This window comes from Streptomyces sp. NPDC019937 (assembly GCF_040631655.1).
In the GTDB taxonomy this organism is placed as follows: domain Bacteria; phylum Actinomycetota; class Actinomycetes; order Streptomycetales; family Streptomycetaceae; genus Streptomyces.
This window is the reverse complement of sequence record NZ_JBEYAL010000018.1, coordinates 93,940-113,902: the sequence shown is the minus strand read 5'-3', so window position 1 is coordinate 113,902 and position 19,963 is coordinate 93,940. Positions and strand designations below refer to the sequence as shown.

20 protein-coding genes and 2 pseudogenes are annotated in these 19,963 nt (G+C 70.8%); 16 read left to right on the top strand and 6 right to left on the bottom strand.

Annotated features, from left to right (window positions below; all coding sequences use genetic code 11):
• Positions 1–54: 54 nt before the first annotated feature.
• Positions 55–717 carry a GNAT family protein gene (locus ABZ562_RS19975; protein WP_361481127.1) on the bottom strand — a complete coding sequence of 221 codons (663 nt, stop codon included), beginning with the start codon at positions 715–717 and terminating at the stop codon, positions 55–57.
• A 101-nt stretch (positions 718–818) separates the two neighbouring features.
• Here ABZ562_RS19975 and ABZ562_RS19970 point away from each other — a divergent pair, with 101 nt between their 5' ends.
• The 3 genes from ABZ562_RS19970 (at position 819) to ABZ562_RS19960 (ending at position 2,181) form a co-directional block, all read left to right on the top strand.
• A complete protein-coding gene (locus tag ABZ562_RS19970) occupies positions 819–1,028 on the top strand; it encodes a helix-turn-helix domain-containing protein (RefSeq protein ID WP_055553048.1) in 210 nt (69 codons plus the stop codon).
• Positions 1,028–1,594, top strand: coding sequence for a Clp protease N-terminal domain-containing protein (locus ABZ562_RS19965; RefSeq protein ID WP_361481124.1), 567 nt, complete (start codon positions 1,028–1,030; stop codon positions 1,592–1,594). Before ABZ562_RS19970 ends, ABZ562_RS19965 begins: the two co-directional genes overlap by 1 nt.
• A gap of 71 nt (positions 1,595–1,665) precedes the next feature.
• Positions 1,666–2,181, top strand: a complete 516-nt coding sequence (locus ABZ562_RS19960; RefSeq protein WP_361481121.1) for an N-acetyltransferase — start codon at positions 1,666–1,668, stop codon at positions 2,179–2,181.
• Here ABZ562_RS19960 and ABZ562_RS19955 read toward each other — a convergent pair.
• Positions 2,154–3,470: a serine hydrolase domain-containing protein gene (locus ABZ562_RS19955; protein WP_361481119.1), complete on the bottom strand. Its 1,317-nt coding sequence runs from the start codon at positions 3,468–3,470 to the stop codon at positions 2,154–2,156. The two genes, ABZ562_RS19960 and ABZ562_RS19955, sit on opposite strands and share 28 nt — an antisense overlap.
• Positions 3,471–3,675: 205 nt before the next feature.
• Here ABZ562_RS19955 and ABZ562_RS19950 point away from each other — a divergent pair.
• A pseudogene (locus ABZ562_RS19950) lies at positions 3,676–4,185 on the top strand (amidohydrolase); the annotation flags it as partial.
• Here ABZ562_RS19950 and ABZ562_RS19945 read toward each other — a convergent pair.
• Positions 4,182–4,331, bottom strand: coding sequence for a hypothetical protein (locus tag ABZ562_RS19945; RefSeq protein ID WP_361481117.1), 150 nt, complete (start codon positions 4,329–4,331; stop codon positions 4,182–4,184). The pseudogene ABZ562_RS19950 and the gene ABZ562_RS19945 overlap by 4 nt on opposite strands.
• Positions 4,332–4,799: 468 nt before the next feature.
• Between ABZ562_RS19945 and ABZ562_RS19940 the strand changes: the two genes are divergently transcribed.
• Entirely contained in the window at positions 4,800–5,540 is a 741-nt protein-coding gene (locus tag ABZ562_RS19940; protein ID WP_361481114.1) for a methyltransferase domain-containing protein, read from the top strand.
• Between the two features lie 17 nt (positions 5,541–5,557).
• Here the strand turns inward: ABZ562_RS19940 and ABZ562_RS19935 are convergent, their stop codons facing one another.
• Positions 5,558–6,280: a Clp protease N-terminal domain-containing protein gene (locus ABZ562_RS19935; protein ID WP_361481111.1), complete on the bottom strand. Its 723-nt coding sequence runs from the start codon at positions 6,278–6,280 to the stop codon at positions 5,558–5,560.
• A 49-nt stretch (positions 6,281–6,329) separates the two neighbouring features.
• Between ABZ562_RS19935 and ABZ562_RS19930 the strand changes: the two genes are divergently transcribed.
• From ABZ562_RS19930 to ABZ562_RS19895, 8 genes and pseudogenes are all read left to right on the top strand, one after another.
• Positions 6,330–7,793 (top strand): oxidoreductase, encoded by a 1,464-nt coding sequence (locus ABZ562_RS19930; protein ID WP_361481108.1) that lies wholly within the window; start codon positions 6,330–6,332, stop codon positions 7,791–7,793.
• Between the two features lie 143 nt (positions 7,794–7,936).
• Positions 7,937–8,317: a beta/gamma crystallin-related protein gene (locus ABZ562_RS19925; protein ID WP_361481105.1), complete on the top strand. Its 381-nt coding sequence runs from the start codon at positions 7,937–7,939 to the stop codon at positions 8,315–8,317.
• A 192-nt stretch (positions 8,318–8,509) separates the two neighbouring features.
• The gene (gene recO, locus ABZ562_RS19920; RefSeq protein WP_361481102.1) at positions 8,510–9,256 is read left to right on the top strand and encodes a DNA repair protein RecO; all 747 of its coding nucleotides are present in this window, start codon (positions 8,510–8,512) and stop codon (positions 9,254–9,256) included.
• Positions 9,257–9,301: 45 nt separating this feature from the next.
• Complete coding sequence (locus ABZ562_RS19915; protein ID WP_361481099.1) at positions 9,302–10,162, top strand: isoprenyl transferase; 861 nt, start codon at positions 9,302–9,304, stop codon at positions 10,160–10,162.
• Between the two features lie 73 nt (positions 10,163–10,235).
• A complete protein-coding gene (locus tag ABZ562_RS19910) occupies positions 10,236–11,663 on the top strand; it encodes a cytochrome P450 (RefSeq protein WP_361481096.1) in 1,428 nt (475 codons plus the stop codon).
• 125 nt (positions 11,664–11,788) lie between these two features.
• Entirely contained in the window at positions 11,789–12,148 is a 360-nt protein-coding gene (locus ABZ562_RS19905; protein ID WP_361481093.1) for a hypothetical protein, read from the top strand.
• A gap of 53 nt (positions 12,149–12,201) precedes the next feature.
• A pseudogene (locus ABZ562_RS19900) lies at positions 12,202–16,087 on the top strand (DUF6531 domain-containing protein); the annotation flags it as partial.
• A gap of 335 nt (positions 16,088–16,422) precedes the next feature.
• Positions 16,423–16,761, top strand: coding sequence for a hypothetical protein (locus tag ABZ562_RS19895; RefSeq protein ID WP_361481090.1), 339 nt, complete (start codon positions 16,423–16,425; stop codon positions 16,759–16,761).
• A 95-nt stretch (positions 16,762–16,856) separates the two neighbouring features.
• Here the strand turns inward: ABZ562_RS19895 and ABZ562_RS19890 are convergent, their stop codons facing one another.
• The gene (locus ABZ562_RS19890; RefSeq protein WP_361481087.1) at positions 16,857–17,696 is read right to left on the bottom strand and encodes an AraC family transcriptional regulator; all 840 of its coding nucleotides are present in this window, start codon (positions 17,694–17,696) and stop codon (positions 16,857–16,859) included.
• A gap of 49 nt (positions 17,697–17,745) precedes the next feature.
• On the opposite strand from ABZ562_RS19890, the gene ABZ562_RS19885 reads away from it, so the two are divergent.
• Positions 17,746–18,198 (top strand): DUF2000 domain-containing protein, encoded by a 453-nt coding sequence (locus tag ABZ562_RS19885; RefSeq protein WP_361481084.1) that lies wholly within the window; start codon positions 17,746–17,748, stop codon positions 18,196–18,198.
• A gap of 32 nt (positions 18,199–18,230) precedes the next feature.
• Here the strand turns inward: ABZ562_RS19885 and ABZ562_RS19880 are convergent, their stop codons facing one another.
• Positions 18,231–18,905, bottom strand: a complete 675-nt coding sequence (locus ABZ562_RS19880) for a hypothetical protein (protein ID WP_361481081.1) — start codon at positions 18,903–18,905, stop codon at positions 18,231–18,233.
• Positions 18,906–19,057: 152 nt separating this feature from the next.
• Between ABZ562_RS19880 and ABZ562_RS19875 the strand changes: the two genes are divergently transcribed.
• Complete coding sequence (locus ABZ562_RS19875) at positions 19,058–19,516, top strand: hypothetical protein (RefSeq protein WP_361481078.1); 459 nt, start codon at positions 19,058–19,060, stop codon at positions 19,514–19,516.
• A gap of 10 nt (positions 19,517–19,526) precedes the next feature.
• Positions 19,527–19,958 (top strand): helix-turn-helix transcriptional regulator, encoded by a 432-nt coding sequence (locus ABZ562_RS19870; RefSeq protein WP_361481076.1) that lies wholly within the window; start codon positions 19,527–19,529, stop codon positions 19,956–19,958.
• Positions 19,959–19,963: the final 5 nt, after the last annotated feature.

The window sequence follows — 19,963 nt, the reverse complement described above, 5'->3', positions numbered from 1 at the left end:
ACGGGTCGTCGCGGCCCCCTCGAACCACCGTAAATCGGGCCATGCATCATCGCATCAGGGGCGCTCGGGGGCTGGGGCCGCGCCGAACATCTCCCGGCACGGCTCCAGCCCCCGCACCTCGACGGGCACGGTGCGCCGCTCCTCCCAGGCCGCGCGGTCCAGCCGCAGCCGCTGGAGCGTCCGGGCCTCGCCCCGTACGGCGAGCGTCCGCAGGCCGTCAGGGCGGTAGCCGAGGCGGCGCGAGACGCCGAGCGAGCGCCCGTTCTCCACGAACGCGCCCGAGGTGAGGCTGCGCGCCCCCAGCCCGGCGAACGCCAGGTGCGCCACCGCCGCCCGCATCTCCGTCCCGAAGCCCCGCCCCTGGTGGGCGGTGCCGAGCCAGGAGCCGGTCTCCGCTTCCCGCGTCACCGCGAAGTCGGCCGCGAGCAGGTCCTGCCGTCCGATCACCGTGCCCTCGTGCAGCACGGCGAGGCTCAGCGTCCAGTCCTCCGGCCGCCACTCGGCGATCGTGCGCAGCACATGCTGGAACGTCGCCCGCCCGCGCTCCTCCGGGGCGGCGTCGGACCACGGCACGCTGAACGGCATCTCCGCCGGATCGTGCACCCCGCTCGCGGCGACGGCGGCCAGCTCGTCGGTGCGGGGGATGTCGGGAAGTCGCAGTTCGAGGCGCGGGGTGCGGAGGCGGAGCCCGTAGAGGGGCCAGTGGTGGGGGTCCATGGCGAGAGGTTGCCGGAGCCGCCGATGCCGCGTCGAACCAATTACCGCCACGGTTGTCAATCAGGGTTGACGCCATCCGAGTGTCAACATACATTGACGGCATGACCGAAGCAACGGATCTCGCCGCACGCGCCGGCGACCGGGACCCCCGCGTCGGACTGCGCGCCGTCGCCGCGCTGCGCCGGCTGCTGGAGCAGCTGGAGGCCGTACAGGTGCGCAGCGCCCGCGCCAAGGGCTGGTCGTGGCAGGAGATCGCGGCCGAACTGGGCGTCAGCCGCCAGGCGGTTCACAAGAAGCATGGGAGGCGTTGATGTTCGAGAGGCTCACCACCAGTGCCCGCGAGGTCGTCCGCGGAGCCGTACGGCGGGCGGACGCGACGGGCGGCGCCACGGTCGGCGAGCCCGAGCTGCTGCTCGCACTCCTGGACCGTACGGAGCGCGCGGACCGTACGGACAGCCCGGCCGCCGACGTCCTGGCCACCCTGGGCGCCACCGCGCGGCGCGCCTCGATCGAACGCGCCCTCGCCGACGTCCGCCGCCGCGGCGGCATCTCGCAGGCCGACGCGGAGGCGCTGGCGGGGCTCGGCATCGATGTGGACGCGATCGTCTCCCGCGTGGAGGAGGAACACGGCGTCGGCGCCCTGGCCGCCGCCCCGCGCCGCCGCCGCTCCCGCGGCCGTTTCGACCCCGAGGCCAAGTCGGTGCTCGAACGGTCGCTGCGGATCGCGCTCGGCCGCGGCGACAAGCACATCGGCGACGAACACCTGCTGCTCGCCCTCCTCGCCCGCCCCGGCGTCGCCGCGAACGTCCTCGCCGATCACGACGTGACGTACGTCCGGGCCGAACGCGCCCTCGACGCCCGCGCCCGGGCGAGCTGAGATGCCCGGGGAAGTTCCGCACCGCACAAATGTGCTTGCCCCGACCACCGATGGACACGCATCCTGTGCCGATGCTGATCCGACGAGAAACCCCCTCCGACATCGCCGGTATCCGCGACGTCACGGCGGCGGCGTTCGGCAAATCGGAGGCCGCGGTCCCGGTCGAGGTCACCCTCCTCGATGAACTCCGCACCTGCGACGCCTGGTTACCGGCCCTGTCGTTCGTCGCGGCCGACGATCGCGGTGAGGTGGTCGGCCATGTGGTGTGCACCCGCGGCCACGTCGGCCCGGATCTCGCTCTCGGGCTCGGCCCCCTCAGCGTCCACCCCGCCCACCAGCACCGGGGCGTGGGCCTGGCGCTGATGCACGCGGTCCTGGGTGCGGCCGACGCGTTCGGCGAGTCCCTGGTGGCCCTCCTCGGCAGCCCCGCGTACTACGGCCGCTTCGGCTTCCGCCCGGCGGCCGCGTACGGCATCAGCGCCCCGGACCCGGCCTGGGGCGACTACTTCCAGGTCCGCCCCCTGACCGCGTATCAGCCCACCCTCAAGGGGCCGTTCGCCTACGCCGAGCCGTTCGACCGCGTCTGAGGCCGCGTCTGATCGGTGGGCAGGAAGGCGGCCAGGACCAGCCGGGTGACGTACGGGCTCTCGGCGCCGGTCAGGGTCGTGGGGTTGACCGAGTAGACCAGGCGGCGGCTGAGGTCACGGGTGGCGAACATGCCGCTGGTGTAGCCGGGGCGGGAGCCGGTCTTGCCCCACATCTCCTGGCCGTCCTGCCTGACCCTCATCAACCCCATGCTGTAGCAGGCCCTGTTCTGCTCGGGGTCGGGGTTCTGCGCGCAGTTCTTGTTCTCGACGTTGGGCACATCCGGGACGGTGAACAGCAGCTTCTGCTGGGCGGGCGGCAGCAGACGGCCGCGGAAGAGCGCGGTCATGAAACGGTCCAGGTCGGCGGCGGTGGAGATCATGCCGCCCTCCGCCCACGGCCAGGCCGCCTGCTCGCTGATGTCGGCCCGGCGGCTGCCGCCGTCCGCCCCGGTGACCGTGAGATAGCCATGGGAGTGCGGCCCGGGCAGCCGCGCGTCGCCGATCTTGGGGACGTAGGTCCGGCTCAGCCCCAGCGGCCGGGTGATCCGGGACCGTACCTCGTCGGCGAACGAATGCCCGGTGACCTTCTCGACGACCAGCCCGGCGATGAAGGTGTTGACCCCGTTGTAGGTCTGGGCGCTCCCCGGCGTGTACATCGGGGCGTTGTCGCCGACGAGCGTCTTGACGATGTGCTCGATGGGCCAGCTATCGAAGCGGTGGTCCACGAACCACCGGCTCGTCCCGTCGCCCCAGAACTCCTTGCCGGCGTCCGCGTCGATGGGAAGCCCGCTGGTGTGGTTCAGCAGCTGGCCGATGGTCACCTTGTCGAACCTGTCGGGCAGCAGGCCGGGCAGATGGTCCTGTATGGAATCGTCCACGCTCAGCCGGTGCTCGGCGGCCAGCTGGAGCACCACGGTCGAGGCGAACACCTTGGAGGCGCTGCCGATCCGGAACGACCCGTTCGACGGCACGGGCTTCCCGGTCCGCAGATCCCCGACGCCGGACGTCCCCGTCCACCGCCCGTCACGGCCGGAGACCCGGGCGAGCGCCCCGCTGACCTCGTGCTTCGGCAACTCGTCCAGCGCCCGCTGGAGCGCCTTTCCGTCCAGCGGCGGCACGGGCGCGTGGTGCGCGGACGTGACCGCAGGCGCCGCCATGGCCGGGGCGGCGGCACCTGCCGATACGACGGCCAGCAGCGCGGTGGCCGTCGCGAGGGCTCTCCACGAGGTACGGCGTGAGGGACGGCGTAAGGACGGATTCACGGGCGGATTCACGTCGGGGCGCTCCACGGGGCTCATGATCGGCCGGTCGCTCCGGCCTGATCAGGACTCTGCCGAAGCCGCGCCCCCGCGGCCTCCGGAAGATCCCTGACCCACCCCCGGCACCACCCCGACGCGCCCCCGACGAAGGGCTGCCCCCACCCCTGCGCGGTGGCCGGCCCCGGGGCGGGCCGCCGCGGGCGGCCGGCAGCAGCCGGTGGCGCAGGCGGCGGTGGCGCAGCTGGAGCGGCTGGTCGCCGACGCCCAGGCGCCGGGCGGGCCGCTGGCCCGGTTCGTCGCCGTCCGGGCCACCGCGCGGGACGACACGGTGAGCGTGTCCTCCCGCTGCCGGCCGGAGGAGCGGTACCGGGAGGTCCGCGCGGATATCCGCCGACTGGCCACGTCGTACGCGGGGGCCGGGGTGAGCTTTCCGGCCGAGCCGTTCCCCGCCATGGTCTGCCCGGAACCCGACGCCCACCGGCTCGCCCGCCGTCTGCGCCGCTCAGTCGGCAGGGACGCGGTGATCGAGCTTCATGCCGCGTTCCCGCCCTTCAGCGGCGAGGACTTCGCCCTCTACCTGGACCGCGTGCCCGGCACGTACACCTTCCTCGGCGTCCGTACCCCCGGCGCACCCATCACGGCCGCCTACCCGCACTTCCCCGACTTCGCCCCGGAGGAGCGCGCCATCGGCCTCGGCGTACGGGCGATGGCGGGCTGGATCGCGGAGCGGACCGCGGCCCTCTAGTCCCGGAAGGAGCCGTCCGCCCTGCGCGCGTGCCGGGACAGCAGGTGCCCGCACTGCGGACAGTGCCGCCTTAAGCCCCTCTTGATCAGATAGCTGATGCCGATCGTGCACAGATGCATCAGCCCCACGGCCGCGTTCTCCAGCACCCGTCCCAGCCAGGACTTCGTACACCTCGCACAATCGCGGCAACCAGCCGCCATGGCGCCCTCCCCGGTATCGGTTCCGTGGCATCCAGTGTGCGCAACCCGCCCCGCTCCACCGCCTCCCAAGTCCCGCCCGGCACGGATTGTGACCGGACGAGGCCCGGTCCGGCACGAGGCCGTGACATCTCCCTCGGCACCGGGGCGGCCGTGCGTACCGTGAGGTAGGGGACACGGTGGGTCGATGGACCGTCGTGACCGGGGCCAGTGTGAGGAGGGCCACCGGCGCGGTGCCCGTGCGCGCCCGCGTACCCGTCCCTCGGGATTCCCCGCCAACTCGCCCCGGAGCGACCGGAAGTCGCCCGTCCGGATACCCTGGGGTGGTCTTCCGTACCGACACGCCCGCTGCCGGGGGTGGGCACCGTCACACGTCGAAGCAATGGCCAAAACCTGGCCGGTTTGTAGCGTCGTGCCATGGACGACTCGACCACCACCTCGCACGATCGTGTCCTCGCGCAGAGCGCTGCCGGGGGCTGGATGTTCTTCCTCGAGGCAGCCCGGGACATCCGCACCACCGGGGCCCTCGCCCCCAGCGGCAGGGCGCTCGCCCATGCGCTGACCGAACCGGTGCGCTCTCAGGCGGGGCGGCGGCTGAACGTCCTGGAGGCCGGTGCCGGTACCGGCTCGGTCACCCGCTCCCTCATCCACCAGCTCCCGGCGGGCAGCCGCCTGGACATCGTCGAGGCTAATTCCCGCTTCACCGACCGGTTGCGCCACCTCGTCCGGACCCACCCGAGCCTGGCCGGACAGCCCGGCCAGGCCCGGGTGCACCACGCGTATGTCGAGGAGCTGGACACAGGCCACCGCTACGACGCGATCATCTCGGGCCTGCCCTTCGCCAACTTCGCCCCCCACCAGGTGGAAGCGATCATGGGCCGGTATCTGGAGCTGCTGCGCCCCGGCGGCGTCCTGGCCTACTTCGCGTACCGCGGCAGCCGCCAGGCCCGCACCCTGCTCTCGCTGGCCTCCCGGGCCCAGGCGCGGCGGCAGCAGGCCGCTGAAGAGGTGCTGGCCGACTACCAGCGCCACTACGCCACCGGCCGCAGCACGGTGTGGGCCAACCTGCCCCCGGCCGATGTCTGGCAGCTCCAGCGCCCCGCGGAACGAACCCCGGGCGCGGGCCGGGAGTCCGCCGCGGCCGCGGCGGACCGGTGACGGCCCCGCCGAAGCCGTTACGCGTCCGACGCCGGAAGCCCCTCGGCCTCCACCCCGCCCCCGCCCAGGGCCGCTGTGTCGGCGCCCGCCTCGCTCAGCACCGCCACGGCCACCCCGCGGTCGATCCGCGCGAGGCCCAGCAGCAGATGGTCGCAGTCGATACGCGCCGACCCCGCCTTCTCCGCCCGCTCCTCGGCGATGGCCATGGCCTTACGGGAGTACGGGGTCCAGGCGATCCGTTCGGCCGCCTGTGACGCGCCCATGCTCAGCCGGGCGCCGACCCGCCGGTGCACCTCGGCGGGGGAGGCCCCCGCCGAGGACAGCAGCCGCGTGGCGCTGTTCTCCTCGGCGGTCAGCCCCCACAGCAGGTGCTCGGTCCCGATGTAGTTGTTGCGGTGCTGCACCGCAGCCCGTTTCACATGCGTCATCGCCTGGCGCAGGCCGTCGGTCATGTTCTCCGGTGCGTAGCGCTTGTGGGGCGCGTGGAAGCGCTGCTGCACCGCTTGCCGGGTCACGCCGAGCGCCGTCCCGATGTCGGTCCACGAGCAGCCGTGCATGCGGCAGTGTTCGACGTAATCCTCGACCAAGTCGTCGGCCAGCGCCTGTAGTTGTCCGGACACTCCGGCCGCCGCGGTCAGCAGCGCGAGCCAGTCGGGCTGTTCCTGGCCGCCGGGGCGGTGTGCGGTGTCGCAGATCCGGTCGACTTCCGCGATGAGATCGTCCAGGTCTGGAAGCGTCATGAGGCAAGTACGCCTTGACAATTCCCAATTGTCAAGGCGTACTTGCCTCATGGTGCTCACCGAGCCGGAGCGGCGACTCCGTGAAGCGTTCGCGACCGGCGCCAAGGTCGATGTCCGGGGCGCCGCGACGGCGGAGGAGCCCGAGACGGACGGCCCCGGCTGGGGCCCCGAGCGCACCGTACGGGCGGAGGTCATCCGCACCCTGCTCCTCGGCGGCGCCGACACCCGACCGGGCGAGACCCCGGTCGTCCACCTCGTCGGCGCCCGGGTGACGGGGCGGCTGAAGCTGGTCTTCGCGGAGGCGTGCTGCGTGCTGCGGCTGGAGAAGTGCTGGTTCGAGCAGGCGCCCCAGTTGTACGGGGCCGCGCTGCGCGTCACCGGATTCGGCGGGTCGTATCTGCCGGGGCTCGCGATCAACACCGCGACGGTCGCGGGCAACCTGGACCTGATGCGGACCCGCATCCGGGGCATGGTCAACCTGGCGAACGCCCGCATCGACGGCAGCCTGCTCCTCCAGGGCGCGTGGCTGTCCCACCCGGGCGGGGTGGCCCTCGACGGCTCGCGGCTGGAGGCCGCCAGCGGCATCGTCGGCCGGGAGGGGTTCCGCGCCGAGGGCGAGATACGGCTGCGGGAAGCGCGGGTGGGGGAGGCGCTGCGTCTGGAGGGCGCGTACCTCCACCACCCCGGCGGCGACGCCCTGTGCGCCGAGAGCATCCAGGTCGGCACCCGTATCGACTGCGGCGACGGCTTCCGCGCCGAGGGCGCGATCGTCCTGACGGACGCCACCGTGGGCCGGGCCGTCAGCTTCCGGGACGCCACGGTCGAGCACCCCACGGGACATGCGCTGGCCGCCGGGCATCTCCAGGTACCCGAACTGGACCTGCGCGCCACGCACTGGGACGGCGCCATCGATCTGCGCCACGGCCGCCTCGACGTACCGCACCTCCCGACCGGCCCGTCCGCGCCCGCCCTCCGCCTCGACGGCCTCACCTACCGGGCGCTGGAGCCGCACCTGCCCGCCGACCGTTGCCTGGCCCTCGTCGAGCGCGACCCCGACGGCTACCGCCCGCAGCCGTACCAGCAACTCGCCGCCATCTACCAGGCCATCGGCCACGACGACGACGCGCGCGCCGTCCTGCTGGCCAAGCAGCGCCGCCGCCGCGCCACCCTGCGCCCCCTCGGCCGCGCCTGGGGCCGACTGCTGGACGCGACGGTCGGCTACGGATACCGCCCCTGGCTCGCCGGGCTCTGGCTCACGGCCCTCACCCTGCTCGGCACGGCGGTTTTCCGCGCCGCGCACCCGAAACCGGTCAAGCCGGGCGAGGGTGCCCCGTTCAGTCCCCTCGTCTACACCCTCGACCTGCTGATCCCCGTCGGCGGCCTGGGCCAGCGCAACGCCTGGTACTGGCCGTCCGCCCCCGTCCAATGGCTCGCCTACGTGCTGATCGCGGCGGGCTGGGTGCTGACGACGGCGGTCGTGGCGGGCGTCACGCGGATGTTGAACCGCAGCTGACCGGCGGGCCGTCCCGGTCATCCCATTTTGGCCGGTATACCTATCCATCGGGAGGAATGCTCTGCGGCAGAATTCGTGATGAATCAACGCAATAGGACATGTAGCCGAGATGATCCGGCCAGTCCACGAAGGGGAGCACGCGCATGAAGACGATGACCGCACTGCTGGTCGCGGCCGCCGCGACGACGGCGATTCTGGCGACGGCCCCGGCCGCACAAGCCGAAGCGGCCGCGGGACACCTGCTGCTCGGAAGGGACCAGAGCCTCACGGGGACGGTGTGGGCCCACAGCTCCAGCATCGCCAACCTCGGCTCCTCGGAAGGCGACAAGGCGAGTTCGGCCAAGAACGAGGACTCCCTCGCGTGGGTTCTCTACGACGACAAGAACTACAAGGACCGGCGCTACTGCCTCACCCCCGGCCGGTACATCCGTGATCTGCACAGCGAGCCGTGGAACTTCGGCGACAAGGTCTCTTCGGTGCGTCGCCTGAGCACGGCCAGCTGCGCCGGCTACCCCACCTTCTGACGTTGGCAAGCGGTAGGGCCGTGGCCGCCACGGCCCGCGGCAGCGCGGCCTACCGCGACCTGGGCCCACCCCGCACGGGTGCGACGTTGTCCGGACCGTGATCGCCACGACCCCGCCGCCCTCCGGGCGCTGGCCCGGGCCGCCAAGGCCGGGCGGATCGACCACCTGTCCCGCTGAGGGACAATGAGCCGCATGAGTCTGTTCCGCGACGACGGCATCGTGCTGCGCACCCAGAAGCTGGGCGAGGCGGACCGGATCATCACCCTGCTCACCCGCAACCACGGCCGCGTCCGGGCCGTGGCCCGCGGGGTGCGCCGTACGAAGTCGAAGTTCGGCGCGCGCCTCGAACCGTTCTCCCACGTGGACGTGCAGTTCTTCGCCCGCGGTGGCGAGCTGATCGGCCGCGGGCTGCCGCTGTGCACGCAGAGTGAGACCATCGCTCCGTACGGCGGCGGAATCGTCGCCGACTACGCCCGCTACACCGCCGGGACGGCGATGCTGGAGACGGCGGAGCGGTTCACCGATCATGAGGGCGAGCCCGCCGTGCAGCAGTATCTGCTCCTCGTCGGCGGGCTGCGTACCCTGGCCTCCGGGGAGCACGAGCCGCATCTCATCCTGGACGCGTTCCTGCTCCGCTCACTCGCCGTGAACGGCTACGCACCCAGCTTCGACGACTGCGCGAAGTGCGGGATGCCCGGTCCGAACCGGTTCTTCTCGGTCGGCGCGGGCGGGGTCATCTGCGGGGAGTGCCGGGTGCCCGGAAGCGTCGTACCCTCTGCGGAGTCGCTGACGCTGCTGGGCGCGCTGTTGACCGGGGACTGGGAGACGGCGGACGCATGCGAGCCGCGCCACGCCCGGGAGGGCAGCGGGCTCGTCGCGGCGTACTTGCACTGGCACCTGGAGCGGGGCCTGAGGTCGCTCCGGTACGTAGAGAAGTAGCACGAAGCAACACGGCAACGAAGTACACGAGGAGACGCGAAAGCCATGGCACGACGCGGGATTCTGGGCCGACAGCGGCGCGAGTACCGGGCCCCGGACCCGCACCCGTCCGGCGCCCGCCCGCCGAAGATCCCCGGCGAGCTGGTGCCGAACCACGTGGCCTGCGTGATGGACGGGAACGGCCGCTGGGCCAAGGAGCGCGGGCTGCCGCGCACGGAGGGGCACAAGGTCGGCGAGGGCGTCGTCCTGGACGTGCTCAAGGGCTGCCTGGAGATCGGCGTCAAGAACCTCTCCCTCTACGCCTTCTCCACCGAGAACTGGAAGCGCTCGCCCGACGAGGTGCGCTTCCTGATGAACTTCAACCGTGACGTCATCCGCCGCCGCCGCGACGAGATGGACGAGCTGGGCATCCGCATCCGCTGGGCGGGCCGGATGCCGAAGCTGTGGAAGTCGGTGGCCCAGGAGCTCCAGGTCGCGCAGGAGCAGACCAAGGACAACGACGCCATGACGCTGTACTTCTGCATGAACTACGGCGGCCGCGCCGAGATCGCGGACGCGGCGCAGGCGCTGGCGGCGGACGTCCGCTCGGGCAAGCTGGACCCGTCGAAGGTGAACGAGAAGACCTTCGCGAAGTACCTCTACTACCCCGACATGCCGGACGTGGATCTCTTCCTGCGCCCGTCCGGCGAGCAGCGCACCTCGAACTACCTGATCTGGCAGAGCGCGTACGCGGAGATGGTCTACCAGGACGTCCTGTGGCCGGATTTCGACCGTCGCGACCTGTGGCGCGCCTGCCTGGAGTACGCCTCCCGCGACCGCCGCTTCGGCGGGGCGATCCCGAACGAGGACCAGATGAAGAAGGACCTGGAGAAGGACGTGCAGGAGGGCGGCCCGCAGCCCGCGTAAGGTCGCTGTTCAGCCAGCGCTTTCGGCCTATAGTGTGGCTGCCCCGCAACGGGCCGCACTAAGGACATCGCACATGGAACACCCCCCGTCCGAGCTGGCCTCCCTGGCCGTCGAACCGCTGATGACCCGGGAGTTCGAGACCCGGCCCGCGTCGGTCTACGCACGGCTTCGGGGGCGGTACGGGCCGGTGGCGCCCGTAGAGCTGTACGGGGTCCCGGTGTGGCTGGTTCTCGGCTATCGCGAGGTGCGGGAAGTCCTGCGTGACGAGAGCACGTGGAAGAAGGACGTCGACCACTGGACGTTGCTGCGTGAGGGCGGAGTGCCGTCCGACTGGCCGCATCTGCCCGCCTATCAGGTCAGCCACCTGCTGCTGAGCGACGACCAGGAGCGCAAGGCGACGCGCGCCGCCGTCGACGAGGCGCTCGGCCCCTTCCAGGACACCGGGGCGCCACAGTCCTGGGATCTGGAGAAGGCCATCTCCCGGCACGCCGACGAACTGATCACGTTCTTCGCGGACGGCAGCGACAGCGGATGGGTGGACCTGGGCGCGCAGTTCGCGCGTCCGCTGCCGCTGATGGTCGTCAACCGGCTGTTCGGCTTCCCGGTCGACCAGGGCGACGACGTCTTCATGGACTCGTGGCGCATGGTGGACGGTGGCCCGGACGCCGGTGCGGCCGTCGGGCGACTGGTGGCGGCGACGACCGGGCTGGCCGCGTACAAGCGGGAGAACCCGGGCGACGACCTGACCACACGGCTGCTCGCCATCGACCCGCCGCTGACGCTGGAGCAGATCGGCCTCGAACTGTACGCGATCCTCGTCATCACGTCCGAGCTGGTCAGCCACGCCATCACCAACAGTGTGCTGGAGGTGCTGGACGGCGAGTCGGGGGCGCAGGCCGACCTCATGGCGGGGCCCATCGAGGAACTGGTCAACCGCGTGCACATCGCCTCGCCGCCGTGGGTCAACCTCACCGCCCGCTTCCCGGTGGCCGACACCGACCTGGGGGACTTCCGGCTCGCCGCGGGCGACATGGTCATCCCCTCGATCGCCGCCGCGCACGGCGATCCGCTGTTCACGACGACCAGCAGCTATGAGCGGTCGGTCAGCTCGCGCGCCCATCTGGCCTGGGGCACGGGACCGCACCAGTGCCCGGGGCGGGAACTCGCGGACATGATCGTTACCACGGCGGTGGGCAAGCTGTTCGAGCGGTGCGACTTCGAACTGGGGCTGCCCGCCGACCAGTTGCCGTGGCGCTCGTCGACGTACGTACGCGGCCTGAAGTCCTTCCCGGTCCGGTTCCGGATGCGCGCGCGCCGGGCCCCGGCGTCACCGTCCCCCGCGCTGCCCGCGCCCGCGCCGGCCGCCGGGCCCGCTCCCGCACCGTCCGCCGCGCCCGCGCCCGTCCCCGGACTGCCGGCCCTCGAGCCCGGGCCCGCCTCCCGGCCGGAACGGCCGCGCTCCGCGCTCTGGCGGTTCCTGGCGAGCCTGCGCCGGAGGTAGCGCCCGGCCCGCGAACGAGTCCGGCGCACTCTTTACTCGTTGTAGAGCCCACATTGAACGGGCCATGATCAGCGTCGTCCTAGTCTGGAGGCTTTGCACACGTATGCCGGAGGGGGAGGCGTGGCATGGGCGACGGCCGCGGCAAGGGCAAGGTCCTGGACATCAAGGTGGCGGACATCAAGTCCGTCTCACCGACGTTCCACCACCAGGCGGTGAAGCTGAGTGAGGCGCTGACCACCCTGATCAGCACTCTGGACGGCTACGGGGAGCCGTGGGGGGACGACAAGCCGGGCAAGGACTTCGGGACGCACTACAAGCCGAACCAGAAGCACATCGAGTCGTCCACCGGCATCCTCGTCCTCGGCCTGACCAGCATCCATGAGGCGATGCAGGACATGGCCGACGGCCACGTCGACAACGACAAGCTGATCGAGGGCATGTTCACCAAGGCCAAGCACGCGCCTGGTGAGGGTGGCCACAAGTGAGCTTCGGAAGCGAAATAGAGGAGAAGGCCAAGGCTCTTCTGCTGAAGCTCGGCATGTGGTGGCCGGACGCCAACTCCGGCACCCTGCGCCACGCGGCCGACGCCTGGCGGACCTTCGCCGACAGTGTGGATGACGTGCGCGCCGCGACCGACAAAGCGGCCACGACACTCATCCACCACAACAAGGGCGAGGCGATCGATGCCTTCGAGACCTTCTGGGAGCGCTACGCCAAGGGCAAGGACGAGGGCTGGCTGAGCAACCTCGCCAAGTCCGCCCGCAGCATGGCCAAGGCGTTGGACAAATTCGCCGACCAGGTCGATGACGCGATCGAGAAGCTGTGGACGCAGATCGGCATCGATGCCGTCGCCCTCGTCGGCGGCGTGTTGCTGACTCCCGTCACCGGAGGGGGGTCCGACGCGGTCGCGGGGGAGATCATCGCGATGGCGGCCGGGCTGGGCATCGCGGTGGAGGAGGCGGTCGCCACCATCGCCGCGGAAATGCTGGTCGGCGCGGCCTTCACCAGCGTTCTCTCGGTGACCGTGGACGTCGCCGTCGCCCAGCCCGTGAAGATCATCCTGGGACAGCAGAACGGCTTCAGCCTGGACGAGGTGAACGCCGCCGCCAAGGACGGCATGATCTACGGCGGCATCTTCGGCGCGGGAGCGGGCGTGCTCAAGCCCGGCGTGCTCCCCAAGACCGGTGGCGTTCCCAACCTGCTGAAGCCGCCCGGCATGCGCCCCAACCTCATCGAGGAGGGCCCAGCCGGCCGCCCGACGAAGGAATGCCCGAGGTGTGGTGAGCCGATCGACATCGCGACCGGCGCGATGCTGATGGACCAGACCGACCTGACCCTCCCGGGCTCCCTGCCGCTGGTCTTCGAGCGCACTCATCTGTCGTCCTACCGGGGCGGCACCAGCTTCGGCCCGACCTGGTCGTGCCTGCTGGACGAGCGCATCCAGCTCGACTCCCAGGGCGTGGTCTTCGCCGCCGCCGACGGCATGCGGCTGGTGTACCCGGTGCCGGAGCCCGGCGTGCCCACGCTGCCGGAGAAGGGCGCGCGCTGGCCGCTGGAGTGGGACGGCAAGCCGGACGGCGTCATGACCGTCACCGACCCCCGGACCGGCGTCGTCCGCACCTTCACGCGTCCCGCGCCCGCCGACGAGTCCGGCGCCGTCCACCTGTGGCTGGACAGCCTCCAGGACCGCAACGGCACCCGCGTCGACATCGAACGCGCCCTGGCCGGCAACCCCCTCGCGATCCGCCACTCCGGCGGCTACTACGTGGCCATCGACACCGACGGCCACCGGCGCGTCACCGCCCTGCGCCTGCTCGACGAGGCGCCCTCGATCTACGACCCCCATGGCCGCGACGGCACCGGCACGGTCGTCATGCGCTACGCGTACGACGAGGCCGGAAACCTCGCCGAGGTCATCAACTCCAGCGACGAGCCCCTGCGCTTCACCTACGACGCGCAGGGCCGCGTCACGTCCTGGACCGACCGCAACGGCACGTCGTTCGCGTACGTCTACGGTCCGGACGGCCGCGTCGTACGCACCGAGGGCAGCGACGGCGTCTACAACGGCACCCTCGAATACGACGACGACGCGCGCACGACCATCTACACCGACTCCCTCGGCCACCGCACCACCTACCGCTACAACGCCGACGGCCAGGTCATCGAGGAGACCGACCCGCTCGGCCACACCACCCTCTCCACGTGGAACGCCCGAGGAGACCGCAGGCTCTCGGTCACCGACCCCCTGGGCCGCACGACCGGCTACGCCTACGACGAGGACGGCAACCTCACCACCGTCACCCTCCCCGACGGCAGCGAGGCCCGGGCCACGTACAACGACCTGTGCCTGCCGACCGAGGTCACCCGACCGGGCGGCACCATCTGGCGCCACGCCTACGACGACGCCGGGAACCTCCTCACCACCACCGACCCGACCGGTGCGAGGACCCACTACACGTACAACGACCATGGCCACCTCACGGCGGTGACCGACGCTCTCGATCACACCACCCGCGTCACCCCCGACCCGGCCGGACTGCCGACCGCGGTCGTGGACCCCCTGGGCCACACCACCACCGCCCTCCGCGACAGCTTCGGACGCGTGGTGGAGGTGACCGACCCCCTCGGCCACACCACCCGCATGGGCTGGACCACCGAGGGCAGGCCCGCCTGGCGCGAGGCGGCCGACGGCACGCGGGAGACCTGGACCTGGGACGGCGAAGGCAACCTCCGCAGCCACACCGACCCGGCGGGCAACACCACCCACCACACCGCACACCCACTTCGACGTCCCCGCGACCCGTACCGACCCCGACGGCGCGAGCTACGCCTTCGCGTACGACACCGAGGTGCGCCTGACCCAGGTCACCAACCCGCAGGGCCTGACCTGGACGTACACCTATGACCCGGCGGGCCGCCTCACCGCCGAGACCGACTTCAACGGCCGTACCCTCACCTACACCCACGACGCGGCCGGAAGCCTCCTGACCCGCACCAACGGCGCGGGCGAAACGCTCCACTTCACCCGCGACGCGCTGGGCCGCACCGTCGAACAGCGCACCGACGCGGGCGACACCACCCGGTACACCTACAACGCCTCGGGCCGCCTGACCCAGGCAACCAACCCGGACTCCGAGCTGACCATCGAACGTGACCCCTTGGGCCGCGTCCTGTCGGAGTCGGTCAACGGCCGCACCACCACCTACGCCTACGACGCCGTCGGCCGCCGCACCGAACGCACCACCCCCAGCGGCCTGCGCTCCACCTGGACCCACGACGCCGCAGGCCGTCCCGTCGACCTCCGGAGCGACGCCGGGGCCCTGGCCTTCACCTACGACGCCGTGGGCCGGGAATCCGAACGCCGCCTGGGTGACGGCGCGACGCTGACCCAAACCTGGGACACGGCAGACCGCCTCACCACCCAAACCCTCACCCGAGGCCCCGAGCCCGCCGCCGACCACCTCCTCCAACACCGCTCGTACGCCTACCGAGCGGACGGCTACCTCACCGAGATCCGCGAACTCACCTCCGGCACCCGCCGCTTCGACCTCGACCCCCTCGGCCGGGTCACCGCCGTCCACGCCCACGGCTGGACGGAGACCTACGCGTACGACACGGCAGGCAACCTCACCCACGCCACGGCCCCGGACCACGAAACCCCCGGCGACCGCTCCTTCACCGGCACGATCCTCCACCGCGCCGGCCGCACCACCTACGAACACGACGCCCAGGGCCGCCTGACCCGCCGCACCCGCAAACTCCTGAGCGGCCGGACCCGCACCTGGACCTACACCTGGAACGCCGAAGACCGCCTCACCGACGCGACCACCCCGGACGGCGACCGCTGGCACTACACGTACGACCCACTGGGCCGCCGCATATCCAAGCACCGCCTCACCGACGACGGCACCGCGGCCGACACCCTGCACTTCGCCTGGGAAGACACGCGCCTGGCGGAACAGTCCACCCCGGATGGCAGCCACATAACCTGGGACTACACCCCCGGCACCCACCGCCCCCTCACCCAGGCCAACCACCACACCCTGACCCGCCGGCAGAGTGCCTCGCTCCTCACAAAATTCGCGGACAACCCCGCGACGGAGACCCGCTTCCACGCCATCATCACCGACCTGGTCGGCACCCCCACCGAACTGGTCTCCCAGGACGGCGAACTGGCCTGGCAACACCGCACCACCCTCTGGGGCACCCAACTCCCCACTCCACCCGCCGCCCTCGACTGCCCCCTCCGCTTCCCCGGCCAATACGCCGACCCCGAAACGGGCCTGTACTACAACTACTTCCGCCACTACGACCCCGAAACCGCCCGCTACACCTCACCGGACCCTCTCGGGCTCGCAGCGGCACCAAACCACCACAGTTATGTTTTCAGTCCATTTTCTTGGATCGATCCCCTCGGATTGAAGTGCCTTGACCCGGCGGATGCGGAGAAGCACGGAGTCGCGCGGAATACGGCGATCGATAAACAAGGGAACATGCTCGGAATCGAAGACAGTCCTGGTGTGAGGATGGTGAGCGAGGATGAGCTCAAACGGGTGCGCGCTGGGTTGCACGAACAGCTAGGTGCGCCCGAGGTGAAGCATACGCCCAAGGGTGATATCGAAGTTTGGCATCTGTCGGAAGACCCCAAGTCCACCGTGACTTACCGTCCCTTCAGTAAATCCGGTGGGCCAACCATCGACTACAATGATGTGGACGGATTGGAAATGAAAAGGTTTCATGTACCGCAGCACGGGAGCTGATGAGAGTGGAAGCCCGGGCCGATTACGATGCAGAGCTCCAGTATCTGCTGCAATACGCACGAGACGACTGGGTGGGGTTTTCGGTAATCAGTGGAACGGTTGCAAGTCTGCTGGGGAGGGGAGCCAGTCGCCAGGAATTGATGAACATGACGTTGCGAATTGTTGGTGACCTGTACGACCGAGGAGTCCGGGCCGGAGAGCTCACCGCATCGGACGCGCATCCGTTCTCCCCGTGGCCGGTAGCGAAAGAGGGGGCTCTGGACAGGATTCAGTCAGAAATGCGGAAGCTCTCGACCATGCCCGACTCGGGAGATATTTGCTGGTTCACGATCCCGTGACCTCATCCACGCGGCCCGGCGCGAAAGCGGCGTGGAGATCGAGGTGCACCGGCTCGCGGCCGAAGTGAGGGCATGGCGGAGGAGCGGCGTCGGGTTCAGCTTGAAGGCGTGAGGAGTCGGCGCGAACCGAGGCGTGGCGTCGCCCCCGTGCGGGCGTATCGCCCCGGGGCGACTCCTACGACCCGCTTGAAGTGGCGCGTCAGGTGCGACTGGTCGTAGAGGCCGACCGCGGTGGCCACCTCTCCCGGGGGCTGCCCGTCGAGGAGCAGGCGGCGGGCCAGGTCGACGCGGCGGGAGGTCACGTACTGGTGGGGTGCGATGCCGAACGCGGTGCTGAAGGCGCGGACGAGGTGCGTGGGGTGGGCGTGGAGGAGGCGGGCGGCCTCCTCCAGGGTGGGGGCTTCGACGAAGCGTGCGTCGAGGAGGTCGCGCAGGTTCTGGGCGATGCCCCGGTCGGGTGCCGCGCCGACCACGGCCAGCCGGGGGCGCAAATGTTCGCGCAGGCGCTGGCTGATGAGGGCCAGGCGGCTCTCCGCCTCGAGCTCGTCTCCCGGGACGGCGAGGGCGGCGTGCAGCTGTCCGATGCGTCGCCGCAGGAGCGGATCGGTGAGGTCCGGGCCGTCGACCGCCGGTCCGATGAGGCTTTCGTCCAGCTGCGTCATGTCCAGGTAGATCACCCGCTTGCGGAAGCCGTGCGAGGTGGCGGGCGAGCCGTTGTGCGGGACCTGCGGCGGCAGCAGGCTGACGGTGTCGTTCGGCGTGCCGCGCTCATGGCGGTCCAGGTCGTAGCGGACCGCGCCGTCGTCGACGATCAGCAGGGTCCAGGCGTCGTGGACGTGCATGGGGTACGCGTGCTCGGTGAAGTGGGCATGGAAGACCTCGCTGACGCCCGGGACCGACGGGCGCCAAGCAGAGATCTTCTGTCGGGACGCCATGCAAAGAACGTACAAGACGACGACGGCACGCGGCCGCCAGTCTCGGAGCATGACAACGACGACTGAAACGACGACTGATGAGAGCGCCCCGGTCCGCTTCGACACGAAGATCGCCGTGCTGCTGCGCGACGACCTGGAGACCTGGCAGCGGCTGAATGTGACCGCCTTCGTCGTCAGCGGGCTCGGCACGGTGGCCCCCGAGGTGATCGGCGAGCCGTACGCGGACGCCGACGGCACCGCGTACCTGCCGATGTTCCGCCAGCCCGTGCTGATCTTCGAGGGGACGAAGGAGACGCTGACCACCGCGCACGGCCGCGCGCTGTCACGTGCCCTGCCGAGGGCCGTGTTCACCTCGGACCTGTTCGGCACGGGCAACGACCGGGACAACCGGGCGGCCGTACGGGCGGTGGGCGCCGACCAGCTCGACCTCGTCGGAATGGCCGTCTACGGGCCGCGCAACGCGGTGGACAAGGTCCTCAAGGGCGCGCGGATGCACCACTGAGCGGGCCGACCGCGCGACCGGCCCGCCTCGCGCTACGTGATCTTCGCGGCCACGGTCCGGACGAGCTCCGGAGTCACCTTGTCGCGCCAGCCGAAGGGCGCCGCGTCCGGCATGCCGTCGAACGTCGCGGTGGTCTGCCCGCCGACCGTGAACAGGAGCGGGCCCTTGCGGCACGTCCAGTTCTGGTCGAAAGCGAAGGCCATGACGCACTTGTCCGCCCCGTCCGTACTCCCGCCGGGGGTTCCCGGCGCGCCGGACTCGAAGTATCGGGCTATCAGCTTGGGGTCGGCCACGGCATCGATGCGGATCCAGGCCTGGGTCGCGCTGTACGTCTCGCCCGGCAGCCGCATGACGTAGTCGCACTCGCCGGACGGGGCCCGGTCGCTCGGCTTCCACGAGGAGTCCGCACGGAACTCCTTGATCGAGCGGGCGGGGATCGGGCGGTCGGTCTGCCGGATCTCTTCGGCGTCCGGAAGGATCGCCGCGATGTCCTCTTGGGTCACCAAGGAGCAGGCGTCCGGCCACTCGCCGGCGGGCAGGATCTTTCCGTCCTTCAGCGTGGGCACGTTGGCGGGCGGCCCGTGTGACGGGGCCTTTCCGACGGACGTCTCCTCGGGGGAAGAGGAGATCAGCTGGGCCGTCAGAACGGAGGCGGAGGCCACCAGGACGCCGAAGAGGGCGAACTGGCCGATGCGCTTTGTCTTCACGATGGCCGATCCTGCCCGACGAGCCCGTGCCGAAGCGCGTTGGTGGCGATCTTCTCAGGGGCTTCACAGGGCCGATGCCGCCGTCACGGCAGACACGACGCGTTGTCCCTCCATGACCAGCGGTGAAGGGAGAGCCGCTTAGCCTGGGGATCATGGAATTCGCGAAGGCCGCATGGGACCCGGAGCTGCATGGGTTCCGGGTCGACCCGACCGCCTATCTGGCGGAGCTGCCGCGGTTGCGGGACGCCCTGCCCCCCGGGGCCTGGGCGTTCGCTTCCGACGAGGAGCACTACCGGTTCGGGACCGGCGCCCGGTGCGTGAAGGATCTGGGGCTGGCCGGGGTCGGCATCCCCGGGCGCAAGGGCGGCGGGCTGACGCTCACCTTCGTGCCCAGCGAGTGGAAGCACGACACGGGGCTGCGGATCCGTTACGCCGGGGTCCGGCACTTCTCGATCGACTACGCGCACGCCATCGACTGGATGGAGACGGACACGGTCCTGCTCGACGAGATCCTTCCGCATGACGCCGGATGCAGCCATGAGATCGCCCTGACCGATGCGGTGATCATCGTGCACTGCCGGGATCTGGAAGCCGTCTGGGGCGGCGTGTGATCCTGTGGGGGTGAATCTGGAGGATGTGGTCCGGTTGCGGAAGGCGCGGGACCGGATGGATCGGGACTACGCGCAGCCGCTGGACGTGCCGGCGCTGGCGCGTGGGGCGCTGATGTCGACGGGGCACTTCGCGCGGAGCTTCCGGGAGGCCTTCGGGGAGACGCCGTACAGCTACCTGATGACGCGGCGGATCGAGCGGGCCAAGGCGTTGCTGCGGCGGGGGGATCTGTCGGTGACGGAGGTCTGCTTCGCGGTCGGGTGTACGTCGCTGGGGTCGTTCAGCTCACGGTTCACGGAACTGGTCGGGGAGAGCCCGAGCGCCTACCGGTCGCGCGATCATGAGCATGGCGCGGACATCCCGGCCTGTGTCGCCAAGGTCTTCACCCGCCCGGTCAGGAACCCGGTCAGGAATGGAGAAGCGGATCCCGCCGACCGGTCGTAGCGTGA

Excerpts from the sequence above, each read along its gene's own strand:
- ABZ562_RS19975 (WP_361481127.1), bottom strand. The coding sequence starts at position 717 with ATGGACCCCCACCACTGGCCCCTCTACGGGCTCCGCCTCCGCACCCCG.
- ABZ562_RS19970 (WP_055553048.1), top strand. The coding sequence starts at position 819 with ATGACCGAAGCAACGGATCTCGCCGCACGCGCCGGCGACCGGGACCCC.
- ABZ562_RS19965 (WP_361481124.1), top strand. The coding sequence starts at position 1,028 with ATGTTCGAGAGGCTCACCACCAGTGCCCGCGAGGTCGTCCGCGGAGCC.
- ABZ562_RS19960 (WP_361481121.1), top strand. The coding sequence starts at position 1,666 with ATGCTGATCCGACGAGAAACCCCCTCCGACATCGCCGGTATCCGCGAC.
- ABZ562_RS19940 (WP_361481114.1), top strand. The coding sequence starts at position 4,800 with ATGGACGACTCGACCACCACCTCGCACGATCGTGTCCTCGCGCAGAGC.
- ABZ562_RS19935 (WP_361481111.1), bottom strand. The coding sequence starts at position 6,280 with ATGACGCTTCCAGACCTGGACGATCTCATCGCGGAAGTCGACCGGATC.
- ABZ562_RS19930 (WP_361481108.1), top strand. The coding sequence starts at position 6,330 with ATGGTGCTCACCGAGCCGGAGCGGCGACTCCGTGAAGCGTTCGCGACC.
- ABZ562_RS19925 (WP_361481105.1), top strand. The coding sequence starts at position 7,937 with ATGAAGACGATGACCGCACTGCTGGTCGCGGCCGCCGCGACGACGGCG.
- recO (WP_361481102.1), top strand. The coding sequence starts at position 8,510 with ATGAGTCTGTTCCGCGACGACGGCATCGTGCTGCGCACCCAGAAGCTG.
- ABZ562_RS19915 (WP_361481099.1), top strand. The coding sequence starts at position 9,302 with ATGGCACGACGCGGGATTCTGGGCCGACAGCGGCGCGAGTACCGGGCC.
- ABZ562_RS19910 (WP_361481096.1), top strand. The coding sequence starts at position 10,236 with ATGGAACACCCCCCGTCCGAGCTGGCCTCCCTGGCCGTCGAACCGCTG.
- ABZ562_RS19905 (WP_361481093.1), top strand. The coding sequence starts at position 11,789 with ATGGGCGACGGCCGCGGCAAGGGCAAGGTCCTGGACATCAAGGTGGCG.
- ABZ562_RS19895 (WP_361481090.1), top strand. The coding sequence starts at position 16,423 with ATGAGAGTGGAAGCCCGGGCCGATTACGATGCAGAGCTCCAGTATCTG.
- ABZ562_RS19890 (WP_361481087.1), bottom strand. The coding sequence starts at position 17,696 with ATGGCGTCCCGACAGAAGATCTCTGCTTGGCGCCCGTCGGTCCCGGGC.
- ABZ562_RS19885 (WP_361481084.1), top strand. The coding sequence starts at position 17,746 with ATGACAACGACGACTGAAACGACGACTGATGAGAGCGCCCCGGTCCGC.
- ABZ562_RS19875 (WP_361481078.1), top strand. The coding sequence starts at position 19,058 with ATGGAATTCGCGAAGGCCGCATGGGACCCGGAGCTGCATGGGTTCCGG.